The 17,993-nt window shown below is 69.7% G+C and carries 18 protein-coding genes and 2 pseudogenes; 9 read left to right on the top strand and 11 right to left on the bottom strand.

Annotated features, from left to right (window positions below; genetic code table 11):
- Positions 1-47: 47 nt before the first annotated feature.
- The 3 genes from QMK24_RS11605 to ku are packed head-to-tail and all read right to left on the bottom strand — an operon-like array spanning position 48 to position 2,703.
- Complete coding sequence (locus QMK24_RS11605; RefSeq protein ID WP_283465453.1) at positions 48-491, bottom strand: VOC family protein; 444 nt, start codon at positions 489-491, stop codon at positions 48-50.
- A gap of 55 nt (positions 492-546) precedes the next feature.
- Entirely contained in the window at positions 547-1,545 is a 999-nt protein-coding gene (locus tag QMK24_RS11600) for a helix-turn-helix domain-containing protein (RefSeq protein ID WP_283465452.1), read from the bottom strand.
- Between the two features lie 48 nt (positions 1,546-1,593).
- Entirely contained in the window at positions 1,594-2,703 is a 1,110-nt protein-coding gene (gene ku / locus QMK24_RS11595) for a non-homologous end joining protein Ku (RefSeq protein ID WP_283465451.1), read from the bottom strand.
- 30 nt (positions 2,704-2,733) lie between these two features.
- Here ku and ligD point away from each other — a divergent pair, with 30 nt between their 5' ends.
- The 3 genes from ligD to QMK24_RS11580 all read left to right on the top strand — a co-directional run bounded on the left by ligD (position 2,734) and on the right by QMK24_RS11580 (position 4,850).
- Complete coding sequence (ligD, locus tag QMK24_RS11590) at positions 2,734-3,621, top strand: non-homologous end-joining DNA ligase (protein ID WP_283465450.1); 888 nt, start codon at positions 2,734-2,736, stop codon at positions 3,619-3,621.
- A gap of 55 nt (positions 3,622-3,676) precedes the next feature.
- A complete protein-coding gene (locus tag QMK24_RS11585) occupies positions 3,677-4,531 on the top strand; it encodes an ATP-dependent DNA ligase (RefSeq protein ID WP_283465449.1) in 855 nt (284 codons plus the stop codon).
- 106 nt (positions 4,532-4,637) lie between these two features.
- Complete coding sequence (locus QMK24_RS11580) at positions 4,638-4,850, top strand: hypothetical protein (protein WP_283465448.1); 213 nt, start codon at positions 4,638-4,640, stop codon at positions 4,848-4,850.
- 32 nt (positions 4,851-4,882) lie between these two features.
- Here the strand turns inward: QMK24_RS11580 and QMK24_RS11575 are convergent, their stop codons facing one another.
- Entirely contained in the window at positions 4,883-5,218 is a 336-nt protein-coding gene (locus tag QMK24_RS11575; RefSeq protein ID WP_283465447.1) for a DUF1330 domain-containing protein, read from the bottom strand.
- Positions 5,219-5,504: 286 nt separating this feature from the next.
- Here QMK24_RS11575 and QMK24_RS11570 point away from each other — a divergent pair, with 286 nt between their 5' ends.
- Complete coding sequence (locus QMK24_RS11570; RefSeq protein WP_283465446.1) at positions 5,505-6,077, top strand: phosphatase PAP2 family protein; 573 nt, start codon at positions 5,505-5,507, stop codon at positions 6,075-6,077.
- A 19-nt stretch (positions 6,078-6,096) separates the two neighbouring features.
- On the opposite strand, the gene QMK24_RS11565 is transcribed toward QMK24_RS11570, so the two are convergent.
- The 3 genes from QMK24_RS11565 to QMK24_RS11555 all read right to left on the bottom strand — a co-directional run bounded on the left by QMK24_RS11565 (position 6,097) and on the right by QMK24_RS11555 (position 8,921).
- Entirely contained in the window at positions 6,097-6,294 is a 198-nt protein-coding gene (locus tag QMK24_RS11565; protein ID WP_283465444.1) for a cold-shock protein, read from the bottom strand.
- A gap of 176 nt (positions 6,295-6,470) precedes the next feature.
- Positions 6,471-8,072 carry an alpha/beta hydrolase gene (locus QMK24_RS11560; RefSeq protein WP_283465442.1) on the bottom strand — a complete coding sequence of 534 codons (1,602 nt, stop codon included), beginning with the start codon at positions 8,070-8,072 and terminating at the stop codon, positions 6,471-6,473.
- Positions 8,073-8,165: 93 nt separating this feature from the next.
- Entirely contained in the window at positions 8,166-8,921 is a 756-nt protein-coding gene (locus tag QMK24_RS11555) for a CTP synthase C-terminal region-related (seleno)protein (protein ID WP_502962444.1), read from the bottom strand.
- Between the two features lie 409 nt (positions 8,922-9,330).
- Here QMK24_RS11555 and QMK24_RS11550 point away from each other — a divergent pair, with 409 nt between their 5' ends.
- From QMK24_RS11550 to QMK24_RS11535, 4 genes are read left to right on the top strand one after another with little or no spacing between them, the layout of a single operon-like run.
- Positions 9,331-10,068 carry a TnsA-like heteromeric transposase endonuclease subunit gene (locus QMK24_RS11550; protein ID WP_283465439.1) on the top strand — a complete coding sequence of 246 codons (738 nt, stop codon included), beginning with the start codon at positions 9,331-9,333 and terminating at the stop codon, positions 10,066-10,068.
- Positions 10,065-12,170, top strand: coding sequence for a TnsB C-terminal domain-containing protein (locus QMK24_RS11545; protein ID WP_283465436.1), 2,106 nt, complete (start codon positions 10,065-10,067; stop codon positions 12,168-12,170). The genes QMK24_RS11550 and QMK24_RS11545 overlap by 4 nt, the downstream gene beginning before the upstream one ends.
- Before the next feature lie 2 nt (positions 12,171-12,172).
- Entirely contained in the window at positions 12,173-13,207 is a 1,035-nt protein-coding gene (locus QMK24_RS11540; RefSeq protein ID WP_283465652.1) for an ATP-binding protein, read from the top strand.
- Positions 13,204-14,448 (top strand): TniQ family protein, encoded by a 1,245-nt coding sequence (locus QMK24_RS11535; protein ID WP_283465434.1) that lies wholly within the window; start codon positions 13,204-13,206, stop codon positions 14,446-14,448. The genes QMK24_RS11540 and QMK24_RS11535 overlap by 4 nt, the downstream gene beginning before the upstream one ends.
- Before the next feature lie 74 nt (positions 14,449-14,522).
- Here the strand turns inward: QMK24_RS11535 and QMK24_RS11530 are convergent, their stop codons facing one another.
- Positions 14,523-15,062 carry a GNAT family N-acetyltransferase gene (locus QMK24_RS11530; protein WP_283465433.1) on the bottom strand — a complete coding sequence of 180 codons (540 nt, stop codon included), beginning with the start codon at positions 15,060-15,062 and terminating at the stop codon, positions 14,523-14,525.
- 242 nt (positions 15,063-15,304) lie between these two features.
- Here QMK24_RS11530 and QMK24_RS11525 point away from each other — a divergent pair, with 242 nt between their 5' ends.
- Entirely contained in the window at positions 15,305-16,126 is an 822-nt protein-coding gene (locus QMK24_RS11525) for a LysR family transcriptional regulator (protein WP_283465431.1), read from the top strand.
- A 23-nt stretch (positions 16,127-16,149) separates the two neighbouring features.
- Here the strand turns inward: QMK24_RS11525 and QMK24_RS11520 are convergent, their stop codons facing one another.
- The 3 genes and pseudogenes from QMK24_RS11520 to ureG all read right to left on the bottom strand — a co-directional run bounded on the left by QMK24_RS11520 (position 16,150) and on the right by ureG (position 17,921).
- Positions 16,150-16,596: a type II toxin-antitoxin system PemK/MazF family toxin gene (locus QMK24_RS11520; protein ID WP_283465430.1), complete on the bottom strand. Its 447-nt coding sequence runs from the start codon at positions 16,594-16,596 to the stop codon at positions 16,150-16,152.
- A gap of 34 nt (positions 16,597-16,630) precedes the next feature.
- Positions 16,631-17,123, bottom strand: a pseudogene (locus QMK24_RS11515) (hypothetical protein).
- Between the two features lie 104 nt (positions 17,124-17,227).
- Positions 17,228-17,921, bottom strand: a pseudogene (gene ureG / locus QMK24_RS11510) (urease accessory protein UreG).
- Positions 17,922-17,993: the final 72 nt, after the last annotated feature.

Below are 17,993 nucleotides of genomic sequence, written 5' to 3'. Positions count from 1 at the left end.
GTGTCGGGCGTTGCCCCAACCCTCCTCCCCCGTCGGCCCCGTCTCGTTCAGGCCGTGCCGCCCGCCTTGCGCGGTTCGCCGCGGTAGGTGCCGAAGAACCACCGGTTGCCCTCGGGGTCGCGGGCGGCGAAGTCGCGTGAGCCGTAGTCGGTGTCGGTCAGTTCCCTGATGATCTCGGCGCCCGCCGCCTTGGCGCGGGCGCACAGCGCGTCGGGATCGTCGGTCACGACGTAGGCGCCGAAGCTGCCCGGCGCCAGGGCGCAGTCGTCATCCGCGTCCTCCTCGCGCGCGCTGCCGAGCATGACTCCGCCACCAGGCGGCCAGGAGAGCTGAGCGTGGTCGACGCGGTCGCCTTCGCCGTAGACGACGGTCTCCTCGAAGCCGAACGCCTCGACAAGGAAGCGGATCAGCGGGCGGGCCTCGCGGGCGCGCAGGCTGGGCCACACTTGGGGTGCGGGTGTCATGTCGTCCGCGGCATCGCTGGTATCCATGCGGGCCGGACCTCCTCGGTCGGTGCTGTGGCCCGAGCCGTTTCAGTGCTCGATTTCAGTGCTCGATGGCCTTGTCATCCTCTTGTGCCATCCAGTCTGTTGCCGGCGACCCGGTGAAGGCTTGGACGTTTCGGAACTCCTCGGCCAGCCAGCGGCTGGGGGCACATCCGGCGAGGGACCGGAACTCGCGTGCGAGATGTGCCTGGTCGAAGTAGCCGCATTCCACCGCGAGATCCGCCAGTCCGTTGGAACCCTCAGGACCGTGCCGACCCTCAGGACCGTGCCGACCATCAGGACCGTGCCGACCATCATGGACCTGCGAGCCGTTCCGGCCCCGGCCGCAGGCGCGCTCGACCAGCAGACGGCGGGCACGGTCGAAACGGATGACCCGGGCCGCCGCTTTGGGGCTCAGCCCGATCTCGGTGTGGAACACACCGGCCAGATGCCGGCCGCTCCAGCCCACGTCCTCGGCGAGCGCCGACGCAGGCAGGGCGCCGCCGGATCGCAGCAACAGGTGCCAGGCGCGGGTGACTTGCGGCGGAACGGCGGCGTCGGGGCGCGCGTACCGCCACAGGACGCGGTCCAGGACGGCGAACCGCCGCGGCCAGTCCGGTGCGTCGCGCAGCCGGGCCCGCACCTCGTCGGCGAGCCGTCCCATCACCGCGTCCGCCGGGATGTCGGCGTTGGCCAGCTCGCCGGCGGGCAGATGCAGCAGGGCGCGAGCGCCGAGCGGGCTGAGCGCCACCTGGATTCCGGACTGCCGTCCCCCATGGGTGATCAGCGCGGAGGTGGTGTGCAGGCCGCCGAGGAGTGCGTCGTAGCGGCCCGGTGCCTGCCGCGGATCGGGATGGATCTCCACGGTCAGCGGATCGTCGAGGGTGAAGATCAGGGTCAGGAAGGGCGACGGCATGCCGCGATGCCGCGTGGGCGGGACGCCGTCCTGCCGGTATCCGCAGTACCCGGCGATGAAGGGCCGCAGGGCGGGCGCGGGCAGGCACTGGACCGCCTCGTCGATCACGCCGGAGGGCGCGGTTGCCGTACGACCACTGTCCACCTGACCAGTATCGGCCGCACAGGACCCGGATGCGCGGCGGAGACCGTTTCAGCCGGTCCGCCTGCTCTTGCCCGTCGCTGTCTTCGCCGCGGTTTTCGCCGGGGTCCTGGCGGCGGTCTTCGCGGTGGTCTTCTTCGCCGGCTCGGCGGCCGCGGTCTTTTTCGCTGTGGTCTTCTTCGCGGTGGACGCCTTCGCTGTGGCCGCCTTCGCGGTGGACTTCTTGGTGTCGGTGCTCTTCGGGGCCGGACCGCCGCCGCGCCCGGAATCGGACGCCTTGTCGGCGGCGGAGGCCGCCTTCTGCGCCGGGGCCGCGCGCTTGGCGGTCTTCTTCGCCGGCTTCTTGATGGGGGTGACAGTGGCATCGGTGGCGTTGTCGGCACGGGCGCCCCTGGCCTGGGCGACGCTGGCCTCCAGGGCGGCCATGAGGTCGACGACCTGCCCGCCGCCGCCCGTGGTCCCGCCGGCCGCGGCCGGAGTCCCGCCGTCGATCTTCGCGGCGACGAGGGCCTGGACGGCTTCGGCGTAGTCGTCGGTGTATTCGCTGAGGTCGGCGTCGCCGAGGGCGTTGATCAGGGTGTCGGCGAGCTCGAGTTCGGCGTCGGTGACGGTGACTTTGCCGGTGGGGGCGGCTTCGGACGTCGGCTTGACCTCGTCGGGCCAGCGCAGGGTCTGGAGGACCAGTACGTCGTCGTGGGCGCGGACGAGGGCGAGGTGCTCGCTGTTGTGCATCGCGAGTTTGCCGACGGCCGCCTTCCCCGACCGCTGGAGCGCCTCGCGCATCAGCACATAGGCCTTGTTGGCGCCCGCGTTGCCCGGGGCGAGGAAGTACGGGGTGTCGAGCTGCAGGAAGTCGACACTGGCGGCGTCGAGGAAGCCGCTGACCTCGATGGTCTTGGCCGTCGGGAGCGGCAGGGCCTTCATCTCGTCGTCGGAGATCTCGATGAGCTCGTCGTCGGCCGCCTCGTACGCCCGGCCGATCTCGGCCGGGGTGAGGATCTGCTCATCGATCGCGCAGACCTTTTGCAGCCGCACCCGTCCGTGGTCCGCTGTATGGATCTGCCGGAAGCCGACCTTGTGGCTGCTGACGGCGGAGCCGAGTTTCACGGGTACGGCGACGAGGCCGAATGACAGAGTGCCGGTCCAGAGTGACCTCATCATTTTGTCCCTAAATGTGAGAGATTCCATGATATGCCGATCACGGAAATCGAGGGCCGCCGGCTGACCCTCACCCACCTGGACCGGATCCTGTATCCGCAGGCCGGCACGGTAAAGGGCCAACTGGTGCACTACTACGCCACCATCGCCCCCGTCCTGCTGCCACACGTGCACGGCCGCCCCGTATCCTTCCTGCGCGCACCCAACGGGGTGGACGGGAAGTCGTTCTTCGCCAAACGGCCGCCGGCGGGTACGCCCACCTGGGTGACGACCGCGGTAACGGAACTCGCCCACCACGAAGAGATGGAACAGGTCCAGATCAACGACCTCGCCACCCTCGTATGGGCCGCGAACCTGGCGTGCATCGAACTCCACGTCCCGCAGTGGAAGGCCGCCCGCCCCGGGATTGCGGACCGGCTCGTCCTGGACCTGGACCCCGGCGAGGACCGCACCATCGTCGACTGCTGCCGCGTCGCGCTCCTGCTGCGCGAACGGATGCGCGCCGACGGCCTCGAATCGTGGGCGAAGACGACCGGCTCCAAGGGCCTGCACGTGTACGCGTCACTGACCGGCGCGTCGCCCGAGCAGGCATCGGCTTACGCCAAGGCGCTCGCGCGGGAGCTGGAGGGGGACCATCCCGACCTGGTGGTGTCCAAGATGAGCAGGACACTGCGCGCCGAGAAGATCTTCATCGACTGGTCGCAGAACGCGGCGGCCAAGACCACCGCCGCCCCGTACACCGTCCGCGCCCGCGCCACTCCCACCGTGTCCACGCCCGTCTCCTGGGACGAGATCGAGGAGTGCGGCGAACCCACGCAGCTCTCCTTCACCATCGATGACGTCCCCGACCGCGTGACCGCGCACGGGGATCTGCTCGCCCCGCTCCTGAACCGCGACCAGGCCGGGACACTGCCCTCATGAAGCGGCTCCCGTGACCGGCTCCGATCCGGTCGTCCTCCGGCCTCCGGTCGATGTCATGCGCCCCCGCACAGCGACGGAGGTCCCCGCAGCGGACGCGCTGGCCGGCGGGGTGCAGTACAGCCCGAAACTGGACGGCTTCCGTGCGATCGCGTTCGCCCTCGGCGACCGCACGGTCCTGCAGACCCGCTCGGGCCGCGACATCGCCGCCGACTTCCCCGGTCTCGCCGCCGACCTCACGCGTGAGCTCCCGGCCGGGCTCGTCCTCGACGGCGAGATCTGCGCGTGGGCCGACGGAAAGTTCGCCTTCGAGGAGCTCCTCCGTCCCGACGCGCAGCGTCGCGCGGCGGACGTCGCGGTGGCGTACGTCGCCTTCGACTGCCTCGCCATCCCCGGCAGCGACATCCGGGACCTGCCGCTCACCGACCGCTGGCAGCTGCTGCGCACCGCTCTGCGCGAGATGGCGCCGCCCGTGCAGACCGTGCTGGCGACCACCGACCGCGCCCAGGCCCTCGAGTGGTACGAGACCCTCGTCCCGCTGGGCGTCGAGGGACTGGTGTGCAAGGCACTCGACTCCGCGTACCGGCCCGGTGAGCAGAAGGGGTGGGTCAAGGTCCGGCACAGCGAAACCGTCGATGCCCGGCTTGTCGCCGTGCTCGGCCCCGTACGGCGCCCCCTCTCGGTGATGGTCGAGTTCGACGACGAGACCCGCGCGCAGACCTCGCCCCGCCTCGACCCCGTCTCCGCCCGGCGGATCGCCGAAGCGGTCGGGGGACTCCTCGGCCCGACGGCCCGGGCCGGGGACGGCATGCCCCTCCACCCGGTGCGGAACGGCCCCCTGGTCGAGGTCCGGGTCCGTACCGGACGCCAGCCGGCCGTACGGTTCATCCGGATCCGCGACGACGCGAGCTGAGCGCGCCCGCCCGGCCCTCAAGGTCCGTCGCCGGAGCCTCACCGGCAGTTGAGGAGACTTCCGCACAAGAGATGCGCCGGACCGCGCGGTCGCGGAGCCTGGGGGTATGGACCCAGAGACACAGCAGGTCGTCGTATATCCGCTGGAGAACGGCTCACGGCGGGTGACGATCGGCGGCACACCGGTCGGCCGCGCGTACTCGCTCCCGGACGTCGTGGAATTCCTTCGCCGGGCCGGCCTGGACGATATCGAGCTCCAGGACCACCCGCTCATCGACTGGCGCGGTGGCGGACCGGAGGTGCAGGCCCGGCCCGAGTGACCGGCGGCGGCCTTCGGGACGGGTGCCCGGGCCTAGAAGGGCAGTTTGGCGAGCGCCTCACTGGCCCGGTATCCCTCTGGCACACCGTCGGCGAAGATGACGTCCATCTCGATGTGGTCGGTTCTGAACGGGAGGATCGCCCGGTATGCCTCCGAGTCGTACCAGGCGCGGGCCTTGGCCCGGTCGGGGAACTCGATGATGATCAGGCCGCCGGGCCAGGTACCCTCCAGGACCTCCCGCTCCCCGTCGTGCACGAGGAAGCGGCCGCCGAAGGGATCCATCGTGTCGGAGACCCGGCGCAGGTATTCGGCGATCTCCGGGCTCGGGTTGACGACCTTGCGGACATAGGCGACGGCGTAGGTGGACATCGATCCTCCAGTAGTCAGTGGTGAGTGGTGACGTTGCTCCGGTTGCCGCAGGTCCCTTGTGCCGGTTGCCGGTGCCGGTTCCTGCTGCTGATCGAGACACTACGACCGCCGCCGCTCCGCGGAATCCGTCATCTATCAGCATCCGCCGGCACACCGATCATCCCGCTCGTTCCGGCCAACTGGCGTGGCTCTACGCTGACCTGGTGCGCAACTTGACCGAATCCCCCACCGCCGGAGCCATGGCGCCGGCCGTGCCGCAGCCTGCAGCATCCGTGGAGCTTCCCGTATGAGGGCGAACACCACCGCTCGCGCGGTCACCAACGTCCTCCAGCCCCGCAATGTCCTGCTCGTCGGCCTGGTCGGCGTCGGCGCCGCCGCGGCGGGCAGTGTGCGGGGTGCGGCCTGGGGTCTGTTCGCCGCGCTGTGCGCCGGGATCATCCCGGCCGCCTACATCGAGTGGGAGCGCAAGCGCGGCACGTGGGGCGACCGGCATGTCGTGGACCGCAGACAGCGCGCCCCGATCTTCGCCGTCATCCTCGGCTCCATCGGAATCGGTTCAGCGGTGATGCTCCTGGCCCACGCGCCGACCGACATCCTCATCGCGATGCTTTCCATGTGGGTGATCACCATCGTGCTGCTGACCGTGAACACGGTCTGGAAGATCAGCGTGGACGCGTCCGTGGCCTCCGGCGTCGTAGCGATGCTCGCCGTCGTCCACTCCCCCTGGTGGCTCCTCGCGTACACCCTGGTCGCCGCCGTGTGCTGGTCCCGTGTCGCGCTCACCTATCACTCGGTCGCGCAGACCGTGGCCGGCGCCTCGCTCGGCGCGGCCACCGCCGTACTGTTCGCGATCCTGTAGGCGGACCCGACCTCGGCGGCTAGACGACCTTGACGTTCACCGCGTGCTGGCCCTTGGGGCCCTCAGCGATCTCGTACTCCACCGCTTTGTCGTCCGCGACGGTTCCCTCGATGTTCTTGCCGTGGACGAAGACGTCAGCCCCGCCGTCGGCCGGGGTGATGAAGCCGAACCCCTTGCCCGGGTTGAACCACTTGATCTTGCCATTGAGCTTCGCCATGGGTGTTTCCTCGCCTCGCCTGGATGATCCCGCCAAGTTACCTGGTCCGGCGGGGTCCCCAGCGACAGCCGGGTGGCGGTGCACCGCTCCACGACCGCCGGCCCCGGAAGCAGCTGCTTCCGGGGCCGGCGGCGGTTACGGCTGAGCGGTGGTGCGGTGGTGCGGTGGTGCGGTGACTAGGAAGCGGCGGCGGGCACCGGCACCGCGTGCGGAGTGCACACGACGTCGTGGCCGTCGAGCTTGCCGTTGATCAGGTAGTCGTCCACCCGGCTGTTGATGCACGGGTTGACCAGGCCGGTGACGCCGTGCGATCCGGCGCCGTCCTCCGTGATGAGCTGCGAGCCGTGAAGGCGCTGGTGCAGCTCGACCGCACCGGAGTACGGGGTGGCCGCGTCACGGGTGCTCTGCACGATGAGGACATCGGGCAGCCCGCGGTGCGACTTCACATCGACCGGAGTCTGCTGCTTGACGCCCCAGGTGGCGCACGGCAGGTTCATCCAGGCGTTGGACCAGGTCAGGAACGGGTAGTTCTTGTGCAGGGCCGTGTTGTCGCGGTCCCACTTCTTCCAGCTCGTCGGCCACTTGGAGTCGGTGCACTCCACCGCGGTGTATACGGCGTTGCCGTTCTCCGACGTGATGTTGCCGGCGGTGTTGGACAGGTCCGGTCCCGCCGCGGCGACGAGCGCCTTCGTGTCACCCGCACGGTACTTGCTCCACACACCGGCCACGTTCGCCCACGACGAGTCGTAGTACGCCGCGCTCTGGAAGAAGCCGAGCAGCTCGGCCGGGCCGACGACTCCGCCGACCGGGTTCGTCTTGGCGGCCGCGCGCAGGGCCTCCCACTGTGCCTGGACCTTCGCCGGGGTGTCACCGATGTGGTAGACGGAGTCGTACTTGGCGACCCACGCCTTCCAGTCGTCCCAGCGGCCCTGGAAGGCCACATCCTGGTCCAGGTTGTTCTGGTACCAGATCTGGTCCTCGTCCGGGTTGACCACACTGTCCACGATCATGCGGCGCACATGGGTCGGGAAGAGCGTGGCGTACACGGCGCCCAGGTAGGTGCCGTAGGAGACGCCCAGGTAGTTGAGCTTCTTCTCATGGAGCGCGGCACGCATCACGTCGATGTCGCGGGCCGTGTTGGCCGTCGTCATCTGCGAAATCATCTGCGCGCCGGAGCGCTCCACACAGCCACGGGCGTATTCGGCGGCGAGCTTGCGCTGCGCGTTCTTGTCCGCCTGGCTGTCGGGCACCGGGTCGGCCTTCGGCGCCTTCACGAACTCCTGCGGGTCCTGGCAGGAGATCGGTGCCGAGTGGCCGACGCCGCGCGGGTCGAAGCCCACGAAGTCGTACACCTTGGAGGTGTTGACCCATAGCGGGGCTTTGGTCGTGACCCGCCGCGGGAACCTCATGCCCGAGCCGCCGGGGCCGCCCGGGTTGTAGATCAGTGCGCCCTGGCGCTCGGCCGGGGTGCCGGTGTTGCCGATCCGGTCGAGCGCGATCTTGATGGTCTTGCCGAACGGCTTCGCGTAGTCCACCGGGACGGTGACGTAGCCGCATTGGATGGGGGCTGCGAAGCCCCAGTCGGCCGGACACGCGGCCCAGTCGATGCCCTTCTCGGCGGCACGGGCCGCCGCGATCTGCACGCCGATGGACTCGGCGAGTCCGCTCGGCTGGTGCTGGCCGGTAGGCCGCTGGGTTCCGGCGGTGGCCGCCGGAGCGGCGGCTATGACGCCCGCTACGAGGGCGCCGGTGGAGACGAGCACAACAGTGCGTCTCAAGGAATTTTCCTCCCCCTACTGATCCGCGGCTTGTGGCCGCGGTGATCACAGGTTTCGGGGAATCCTTTCTCCTGTGAGGTGGTTGTGAACAGATCACACCGGCGTTTCTTTACCAAGGCGTGACGTTGCGTGCGAGACGGCCGCCTCGGCGAGCCCCCGGATGTAGGGATGCGGAACCGTACCGTCCCCCGCGAGCTCCGGCTGGAAGAGCGTGGCCAGGTAGAAGGGGTGACCGGGCAGTTCGGCGATTCTCGGCTGCCCTTCGGTGTCGTGTCCGGTGAACCGCAGCCCGTGCTCGTGCAGTTGCGGGATCAGCGCGGTCACCGGGCCGTAGTCGCAGTGGAAGCGCTCGTGCGTCTCCCGGCTGCCGAGCAGCCGTTCGGCGAGTGTGCCGGGCGTCGTGTTCAGCGTCCCCTCGTGGCCGACGAGCGAGCAGGCGAGCGGGGCGATGAGCAGGTCGCCGTCACCGTCGGGGTTGTTCTCCGCGTGGCGGGCGTCGCTGAGGCCGCAGACGGTGCGGGCGAATTCCAGCAGTGCGTGCTGGAAGCCGCCGCAGGTGCCGAGGAACGGGATGCCGTCCTCGCGGGCGGTGCGTACCGCCGCCAGGGCGCCCGCCTCGCTGCGGTACGGGCTGCCCGGCAGCAGCCAGACGGCGTCGAAGGCGGATACGGCACCGGGCAGGGCGGCTTCCTCGGTCGGGATCCAGTACGCGTCGGCCAGAAGCCCGTGGCGTTCGCGCAGTGCGTCCAGCAGTACCGGGACGCGCTGGTGGGAGCGGACGGATGGGGAGCGGTCGCCAACAAGGGCGAGGCGTGCGGCCGGAGCAGGGGCTGTGGTCATGCCGACCATCCTGGGGCCGCTTCCCGCATCAGGTCCAACGATGAAGAGTGGTCCGCCCATCAGCAATACTGATGGACATGGATCCGCATCTGCTGCGTACCTTCACGGCCGTCGTCCGGCTCGCGTCGTTCTCCGCCGCGTGTCCCGTCTCGCGAGATGTTCTCGTTGTCTCAGGTGACCTTGGTGGATTCGGCGCTGGTCTCGGGTGACGTTATCGCTGCCGCGTTGAGGCACGCCGCCGGTCTCATGTGATGTTGCCTGCCGGGTGGGTGCGTCTCAGGTTGCGTTGCCGCTGACCTTCGTTCTTCTCATGTGGTCTTCCCTCTCTCGGGCGGTTTGAGCTCGTATCGCTGGCGGCCGATGCCTGAGGGCGGCTTTGCTCGGATCAGTTCGGTGTGGTTGATCCGGGGGTGGGGCGTTGGATGTCGGAAAGCTGGGGCAGGCCGCGTTCGAGGTGGGGTACGTCGATGAGGACTGCGTACACCGTCGCGAGGCACTGGCGGCCTGCTGGACGCTGCGGTTCGAAAAGCTGTCGCCGGTGCGTACGGTCAAGTCCTACAAGGGGCAGCGGTCCGTGACCCGTGACTACTGGGCCGCTACGACGGCGAGGCAGCTGTCCTGTGAGTCTCATCTGGAACGGCACCACGCGATGCTGATGGACTTCGATCCGCAGGTCACGGGTTTGGTCGGCCAGCCGTTCCGGCTGTTTTGGCCAGGGCGGCGAGGGCGTCGGGGGCATGTCCCGGACTTCTTCGCTCGGCTTGATGACGGGGGCGGTCTGGTGGTGGATGTCCGTCCGGATGAGCACATCGAGCCGGACGATGCGGAGGCGTTCGCGGCGACTGCGCGGGCCTGCGAGCTCGCCGGGTGGGCCTTTCGCCGAGTAGGGGCGATTGATGCGGTGCTGCTGGCGAACACCAGATGGCTGGCCGGCTATCGGCACCCACGCAACCACCGGGAGCCCGCCGCCTCGGAGTTGGCGGCGGTATTCGCCGAGCCAGGGGGTCTGTTGGCCGGAGCCGAGCGGGTCGGTGACCGGCTGGCGGTGTTGCCGGTCCTTTATCACCTGCTCTGGCGCCGGGTGCTGGAAGTTGATCTGGACTCGGGGCTGTTGGGGCCGCGAAGCGTGGTTCGCCGGGCGGTGACGGCCCGGTGAGGCTTCCGCTGGTGGTCAGTCCGGGTGACCGGGTGCGGTTCGACGGCAAGGTGCACACTGTGGTCGGTCTCTCCGGCGTCCTGGTGCGGCTGGCCGACGAACACGGGCAGTCCAGTGCGATGCATCTGCCGACGTTGATGACCTCACCGGGGTTCGAGGTGATCGGCTCGGGTGGAGTCCGCCGGCTCCCGCCCGGCCTGCTGGACGGGTTGCCGCCCGGCGAAGCCGAGCGGGCTCTGTGGTGGCACCAGCACATGAGCGAAGTACTTACCGGCCTGCCGCCGGACGCCTCGGCGGGCGCGATGCCGCGGCCTGAGTACGATCCGGCGATCCGGAACCTGGCCGAGCGCGAGGCGGCCAAGGCCGCCGAACTCACTGCAGAAACCGGCAGGTTCGTCAGCCCGCACACCATCCGTTGGCGCCGCCGCCGCTACCAAAAACGCGGAGTGATGGGGATGGTTGACGGCCGCCAGGCTCCACGCCGCCAAGTTCTGGGTCAGGTCGATCCGCAGATCGTGGAAGTCCTGCGACGGCTCATGGAGCAGGCCACCGACGGCTCGACTCGCACCATCAGCTACTACTTCGAGCGCGTTGGCCAGGTGATAAAAAAAGTGGAGGGACCGCCGGTCGAGATGCCCTCGCGGGCAACCTTCTACCGCCTGTTCAACCGGCTGGAGGCCGGGCGCCACACGACCGGCTCAGCCCGCACCCGCCGCTCACTGGCCAACCAGCCCGACGGCGTCTTCGACCAGGTCACCGTCTGCCGACCGGGCGAACTGATGGAGATCGACTCCACCCCGTTCGACGTGCTGGTCCGGCTGGAGAACGGCATCGTGGACCGGTGCGAACTGGTCGGCATGGTCGACGTCGCGACGCGGACCATCACCGCCGCGGTGCTGCGGCCGACCACGAAGTCGGTGGACGCCGCTTTGCTGCTGGCCCGGTCGGTGACCCCGGCACCGATGCGGCCGGGCTGGCCGGAAGCTCTGCGGATGGAGCACTCGGCGCTGCCCTACGAGCGGCTGCTGTCGGTGGACGAACGGCTGCGGCACGCTGCCGCGGTCCCGCTGATCATCCCGGAAACGGTCGTGGTCGACGGCGGCAAAGCGTTCTTGTCGAAGAACTTCCATGCCGCCTGCAACGCGTTTGGCACCGAGGTGATCCACGCCCCGCCCCGCACCCCGACTCACAAGCCCCACATCGAAAGAACACTGGGCTCAGCAGCCTCGCTGTTCGCCCAGTTCCTCCCCGGTTACACCGGACGGTCGACGGAATACCGGGGCAGCAAGGTCGAGGAGGAGCCGCTGTTCTCCCTGCACCAGCTCCAGGAACTGCTGGAACAATGGATCAGCGCCAAGTGGCAAAACAGGCCCCACGACTCGCTACGTGACCCGCTCGCCCCGGGGCGGACGTTCTCCCCGAACGAGAAGTACGCCGCACTCGTGGAGACGGCCGGCTTCCTGCCGCTCGCGCTGGCCGCGGAGGACTACCTGGAACTGCTGCCGACCCGCTGGCAGGCCATCAACTCCTACGGCATCAAGGTCAACCACCGGCTCTATGACTGCGAGGAACTCAACGACCTGCGGCGGGAGAAGTCCGGGATCGCGGAGCGGAAAAACCGATGGGAGGTCCGCCACGACCCCTACGACATCCGGCTCGTCTGGCTCCGCAACCATCGCACCGGACAGTGGATCACCGTCCCCTGGAGGCTACTTTCCACCACCGCCACTCCCTTTGGTGAGCTGGCCTGGGACCACACTGCCCGTGACCTTCGGGACCAGGGCGAACAGGTCACCGAGGACGCGATTGCCGGGGCCGTTGGCGACCTGTTCGACCGGGCAGCCAGTGGCTCCGACGAGGAGGTGGGCCCGGTCAAACCGGGCCGGGGCCGACGCAGTCGGCGCCGCGGCCCCAAGGTCGTCGCCCGCACCCAGGCCACCAGCCAGCCCGCATGGCCGCGGCCCGAACCCCCACTGCCTCCGCAGGCCGACCCGACGGAGGAACCCGGGGGCGACGAAGAGGCCGAAGAGGAGAACACGGTCGCTGATGTCGTCCCGCTGAAAGTCTTCGACGCACGCAAGGAGGCACGGAAGTGGTGGTGAACATGGATGAGTTCGGGCTGCCCGAGGACCGGCGGATGCCCACGACCACACTGGAGGGATGGCGTCATTTCGTCGACGAGGACCCGATCGTCTTCGACCTGCTGCCCGAAGACCAGTGGAAGGACCTCGATCCCAAGGGCCGGGACGAATACGACGAGGGCCGGGTTAACTACCACTCCGAGCTGATCATCGTGGAAACCCCGACGGTTCGCGACGTCCTCCACCAGGGCCGGCTGCTGACTCTGGTCAACCGCAGGGAAATCAGCGCCCGCCGAGGCCTGATCGTCTCCGGCCCGTGGGCGACGGGCAAGTCCACTGCCCTCAAACAGCTCGGCAGGGCCCACGAACTGCGAGTACGCCAGCGCTACCCCGACAACGACCGCATCCCGGTCGTCTACGTCTCAGCCCCGCCCAACGGCTCCCCGCGCAAGCTCGCCACCCGCTTTGCGCACTTCCTGGGCCTGCCCATGAAGGCCCGGCATAACGAGATGGACATTGCGGACGCGGTCTGCGAGATCCTCACCGACGCCCGCTGCGACCTGGTCCTGGTCGACGAGATCCACAACATCAACATGGCCACGTCCACCGGCAAGGATCTCTCCGACCACCTCAAGTACTTCGCGGAGCACATCCCCGCCACGTTCGTCTACGCCGGCATCAACGTCGAGCGCGAGGGCCTTTTCACCGGGGTCCGCGGCAAGCAGATCGCGGCCCGCTGCGTGATGAAGTACACCGGCAACTTCCCCTACCAGGCCGAATGGCGTTCGATGATCGCGCTGATGGAGGACTCGCTGCGGCTGCACCACCACGAGCCCGGCAGCCTGGTCCGGCTGGCAAAGTATCTCTACACCCGCACTGGCGGGAGCATCAGCAGCCTGTCCCACCTCATCCGCGCGGCCGCCATCAGCGCAATCGCCGACGGCAGCGAACGCATCACCCGGCGTCTGCTGCAATCCATCTCCGTCGACCACAACACCCAGTCCGACAGCCCCCGCACCTCCGGTGACGAGAGTGGCGAGGCCGGAGACGCGGCATGATCCGACATCTGCCGCCGCCCCGACTGCAGCGACTCCCACTCACCCTCGCCCCGCTCCACCGCGAGACATGGGACTCCTACGTTGGCCGGCTCGCGGCAGTGAACCGGATCTCCCACCTCGTCGTCCACGAGCACATCAACAATCAGCACCGGATCCATCCCGCTCCGCTGCCGTTGCTCGACGCCATCAGTAATCTGTCGGGCCACCCCCGCGACCGGCTCCTGAAAGCCCTGCCCGATCTCCGGGCACCTGGCCTCACCAACAACCTGCCCAGGTCCTGCCAACTACTCGATGACGGGTGGCAGGTTCAAGCGGCCTGCACGCTCTGCCTGGCAGCCAAGGGAGTGTTCGCCCAAGCCCGGCACTGGGTCCCCAAGAGCACCCGGCTCTGCCTCCGCCACGGCCGCTGGACCGACACCTACCACGCGCAGTTCGACCTCCGCCGGCTACCCGAGATCCTCCAGGCACAGCGCGACCACCACCGCCTGGTCCGCGAACACGGCTGGCAGACCGTCGTGATCGCCATGCGCCAGGCCACCGCCTGGTGCTGGCGCTGGTGGGACAGCCGCCGATTTCACCAGCGGCGCGACCGCAGACTGAAGGTCCTCATTCCTCCGGGTGGAGGCACCTTCCGCGAGGACCCACGGCTGATCGCCAGCAGCTATCCCGACATCGTCGCCCTCACCGGCCTCCTGGCCTCCCCTCAACTCCGCAGCCTGCCCTTCACCGGCAACGATCGGGACTTCCGCCTGTTCATCAGCGAAGTCCGCGCACGGGCCGCCCCCGGCTACCGATACGAAGCCGCCGGCGTCGCTGACCCGCTCGTCCGCTGGATCGAGGAAGAGCGCTACTACCGAACCCTCCCCAACCACCCATGGCCGATGCCCAACGAGCCCCGGACGCACAACCCGGAGACACCAGAGCAACTCGTCCGTCGGCTCAACGAGTTTCTCGACCCGGGCTCCGAGGATCCGGGCCGTTGCGCCAACTGCGGCAACCATATGAAGGCCGAGAATCCGAGGATGCGGTTCTGCTCAACCGCATGCAGGTCACGCAACTGGAGACTGCAACAACACGAGCGAACACTCCGAGAGGCATCCTCCCGCCTGGAGAAAAGGGAGTGCCCGGCCTGCGGCGTCACCTGGACACCCGGCAACGACCGACGGCGCGATGCCCGCTACTGCTCACACCGATGCCGACAAGCTGCCTTCCGCCGGCGCACAGCCGTCGAAAACAGCTGACTGGCATCGTCCACGAGAATGGACAGCGTTTCCTGAGGCGGTCGAGTTGCCGATCCGCGCCGTCGAGCACGAACTCAATCGGACGGCGTGACGGGGGACCGCAGGCCAAGCCACTGCTCGGCGCCCCAAGCCTGGAACCGCTCTACCTCGGTGAACCCCAGCTTTGCCGCGAGGCGCATCGAGCCGACGTTGGCAGTCTGGGTGGCGAGCACCACCGGCTCGCCGGGAAGGACGCCGTCGAACCAGTCAAGTGCCGCCCCGCACGCCTCGGCCGCATACCCGAATCCCCACGCCTGCGGCAGGAACAGGTAACCGAGATCGGCCTTCCCCACAGCAGCCGGGCGGTGGTCCGCCGATGCTCTCCTGAGCAGGATCTGGCCGATCATCGCCCCGTCGAGATTAACGACGAAACTCCCGGGCCACCGCTCGGGCACCTCGGGCATCTCGCGCTCAAGCTCGTCACGCGGGCGCGGGCCGCCGAGATAGGTGTGCACTTCTGGCGACGCCAGCAGCTCGATGAACGCCGCACGGTCCCGGGCGTCGGGCTCACGCAGCACGAGCCGCTCGGTCTTGATCGGGGCAGGTGGCCAGGCGACGGGTCCGAGCTCAGTCATGCCGGCCAGCTAATCAGCAGGCTCGGTAGTGATCAAGACTCGCGAACCGATCAACCCACCAGCCATGGCCTCCACCCTCACCGACGGGCCGGACCCTACAAGCCACGTGACCGACAACATCAAGTGATACGTCCCCGGAGATTTGCTGCAGCGAGACAACACGAGGTGAGAATCCGTCAAGGCCCCGTCTCACCGGCTCTTGCATCGTCCCTGGTCACGGCCTCGCCCATAGGCAAGATCAAATGAGACGGGACACCGCGGCACGGGAACTGGGCTACACCCAGTCCGCCGTCTCGCAGCACATCGCCGCCCTGGAGTCGGATCTCGGGGTGGAGTTGCTGGGCCGCCGGCCGGTCGCGCCCACCGAGGCGGGAAGCCGGCTGCTGGAGCACGCGGGCCCGCTGCTGCTGCGGATGGCGGCGGCCCGTGCCGAGGTGGTGCGCGCGGCGCACTCCCCTGCCGCGCGTCTGGTGCTCGGCGCGTCCCCGCTGGCGTTCGGTGACCGTACGGCGTTGGCGCTGGCCCGGTTGCGGACCGCGGCGCCGCGCGTCGAGGTGACGGTACGGCTGCTGGAGCGCGCCGCGGTCGTCGCCGGGGTGGCGGGCGGTGACCTCGATCTCGGCCTCGTGGACGGCGCCGCGGCGCCCAGCGATCCGCTGCGGCTGCCCGACGCCGGTCCACTGCACACGACCGGCGTCGGTGAGGAGCCGCTGGCCGTGCTGCTTCCCGACGGCCATCCGCTGGCCGCCCGGGACGGACTGCGGCTGACCGACCTGGTCGACGCGTTGTGGCTGGACGCCCCGGACGCGGCGATTCCGCTGAGCGAGCTGCGGGCGGCGGGCGGGAGCGGCTTCCGTACCGGACCGCGCTACGACGGCACGGATGTGCGCGCCGTGCTCGCGCTCGCACGGGCCGGGCACGGGCTGGCGCTGCTGCCGGCGTCGGTCGCCGGTGCCGGCGGGGTGCCGCTGTCCGCTCCGCGGCTGGTGCACCGTACGGAGTCGCTGCACCGGAGCGACCCCGGCCGGCCGGCCGCACTGCTGATGGAACTGCTCAACGCGTAAGAGTGCTGTTCATCCCCTGCGGGTCAACTCCATCCGTACCGCTCCGTCAGCCGCCCCACCACGCGGTCGAAGCGCGGACGGTCCAGCGCGCACGCCTCGCGGCGCATGCCGTCGGGATGCACGCGCAGTACGCGGTCCAGGTTCACCCAGGACTCCCGGCCGGCCGCGTCCCACGGGCCGACGCCGATGGGCGCCCATTCACGGTCGTCATCATGCCGCTTGCTCGACAGCTGGACCGCCAGGAGGGTGCCGGTCCCCTCGCGGGCCACGACGAGCACCGGACGGTCCTTGCCCCTGCCGTCGTTCTCCTCGAACGGGACCCAGGTCCAGACGATCTCGCCGGGGTCCGGGTCGCCGTCGTGATCCGGGGCGTAGGAGGTGCGCACCCGGCCGACCTGGTCGGGCTCGGCTTCGGTGGTCCGCGTCGAGCCGCTGCGCCCTGGGGAGTTGGTGTTGGTCGAAGTAGTCACCGGGCCACGCTAGCGCGCCACCCGGACTGATGCCTCACGGCCGTTCGCGGTCCGGGCAAACGGCTTCCAGCAGGCGGCGCAGCCGCAACGCGTCCGGGGCGACGGCCGTGACCAGGACCGCGGGTCCGGTCAGCGGGGTGAGCACGGCCTGGCCGTCTGCCAGGACGGCCGCGGCCGGCGGGTCGCCGGCCCAGCGCGGGTCCACGACCAGCAGCTGGCCCACGGACCGGTGGTGGTGCAGCACGGCGGGGCCGTCCCAGCCGGGGGCGCCGGGGCCTGGTGGCGGCCGCGCTCCCGACCCGCAGCGCCGCTCCGGCCGCGACCTCGGCGGTCAGGCACAGCCGGTCGCCGCCGAGCGGTGCGCTCATCGCCCCGATGACGGTGACGGCGGCCTGCGATCCGATACCGCGGGTGCGGCGCAGGGCGATCGGGCCGTCGCCGGCGAGCACCGGCAGAGCGGTGCCGCCACGGCCGTCCGGGACCGCGACGATCCGCGCGGCGGCGCGGACTCCGGTGCCGGCCGTCACCCCTGTCGTCACCCCGGCCGTCGTCGCGGTCGTCACCCCGGCCGTCGTCGCGGTCGTCACCCCAGTCGTCGTCGCGGTCGTCACCCCAGTCGTCGTCGCGGTCGTCATCGTGTGGCCGCGGTCCATGCGGCAAGCCGCGCGAGGATCCAGTCGGAGACCGGACCGATGCCGCCCTCCGTGGTCAGCGCGGTGAAGACGACCGGGAGGTCGCCGCGCTGGGTCCTGGCGTCGCGGGCCATGACCGCGAGGTCGGCGCCGACCAGCGGAGCGAGGTCGGTCTTGTTGATGACGAGCAGGTCTGAGGTGGTCACGCCGGGCCCGCCCTTTGCGTGGGATCTTGTCGCCGCCCGCGACGTCGATGACGAAGATCTGAGCGTCCACCAGGCCCTTGGAGAACGTGGCCGTGAGGTTGTCGCCGCCCGACTCGACCAGGACGAGATCGAGCGGGCCGACCGTGTCCTCCAGGTCCTCGACGGCTTCGAGGTTGGCCGAGATGTCGTCACGGATCGCGGTGTGCGGGCAGGCGCCGGTCTCCACGGCGCTGATCCGCTCGGGGGGCAGGACGGCGTTGCGCAGCAGGAATTCGGCGTCCTCACGGGTGTAGATGTCGTTGGTGACCACCGCGATGGACAGCTCGTCGCGCAGGTGGCGGCAGAGCGCGGCGACGGTGGCGGTCTTGCCGGAGCCGACCGGGCCGCCGAGGCCCACCCGCAGGGCGCGGCGGGTGCCGTCGGGACGCTCGACGGGGGTGCCGTAGGCGTAGCGCTCGGGATAGGTGTCCCGGTGGTCGAGGTGCATGGTCGGCTCCGGTGTCGGAAGGGGTCGGAAGGGGTCGGAAGGTTACGGGCGGGGGATGCGGCGGGAAGGGGG

It is taken from the genome of Streptomyces sp. PH10-H1 (assembly GCF_030063355.1).
Taxonomy (GTDB): Bacteria; Actinomycetota; Actinomycetes; order Streptomycetales; family Streptomycetaceae; genus Actinacidiphila.
The sequence above is the reverse complement of the archived record's forward strand: the minus strand, read 5'-3'. Positions and strand labels throughout refer to the sequence as shown.

Excerpts from the sequence above, each read along its gene's own strand:
- QMK24_RS11605 (WP_283465453.1), bottom strand. The coding sequence starts at position 491 with ATGGATACCAGCGATGCCGCGGACGACATGACACCCGCACCCCAAGTG.
- ku (WP_283465451.1), bottom strand. The coding sequence starts at position 2,703 with ATGATGAGGTCACTCTGGACCGGCACTCTGTCATTCGGCCTCGTCGCC.
- ligD (WP_283465450.1), top strand. The coding sequence starts at position 2,734 with ATGCCGATCACGGAAATCGAGGGCCGCCGGCTGACCCTCACCCACCTG.
- QMK24_RS11585 (WP_283465449.1), top strand. The coding sequence starts at position 3,677 with ATGCGCCCCCGCACAGCGACGGAGGTCCCCGCAGCGGACGCGCTGGCC.
- QMK24_RS11580 (WP_283465448.1), top strand. The coding sequence starts at position 4,638 with ATGGACCCAGAGACACAGCAGGTCGTCGTATATCCGCTGGAGAACGGC.
- QMK24_RS11575 (WP_283465447.1), bottom strand. The coding sequence starts at position 5,218 with ATGTCCACCTACGCCGTCGCCTATGTCCGCAAGGTCGTCAACCCGAGC.
- QMK24_RS11570 (WP_283465446.1), top strand. The coding sequence starts at position 5,505 with ATGAGGGCGAACACCACCGCTCGCGCGGTCACCAACGTCCTCCAGCCC.
- QMK24_RS11565 (WP_283465444.1), bottom strand. The coding sequence starts at position 6,294 with ATGGCGAAGCTCAATGGCAAGATCAAGTGGTTCAACCCGGGCAAGGGG.
- QMK24_RS11555 (WP_502962444.1), bottom strand. The coding sequence starts at position 8,921 with ATGGTCGGCATGACCACAGCCCCTGCTCCGGCCGCACGCCTCGCCCTT.
- QMK24_RS11540 (WP_283465652.1), top strand. The coding sequence starts at position 12,173 with ATGGATGAGTTCGGGCTGCCCGAGGACCGGCGGATGCCCACGACCACA.
- QMK24_RS11535 (WP_283465434.1), top strand. The coding sequence starts at position 13,204 with ATGATCCGACATCTGCCGCCGCCCCGACTGCAGCGACTCCCACTCACC.
- QMK24_RS11530 (WP_283465433.1), bottom strand. The coding sequence starts at position 15,062 with ATGACTGAGCTCGGACCCGTCGCCTGGCCACCTGCCCCGATCAAGACC.
- QMK24_RS11525 (WP_283465431.1), top strand. The coding sequence starts at position 15,305 with ATGAGACGGGACACCGCGGCACGGGAACTGGGCTACACCCAGTCCGCC.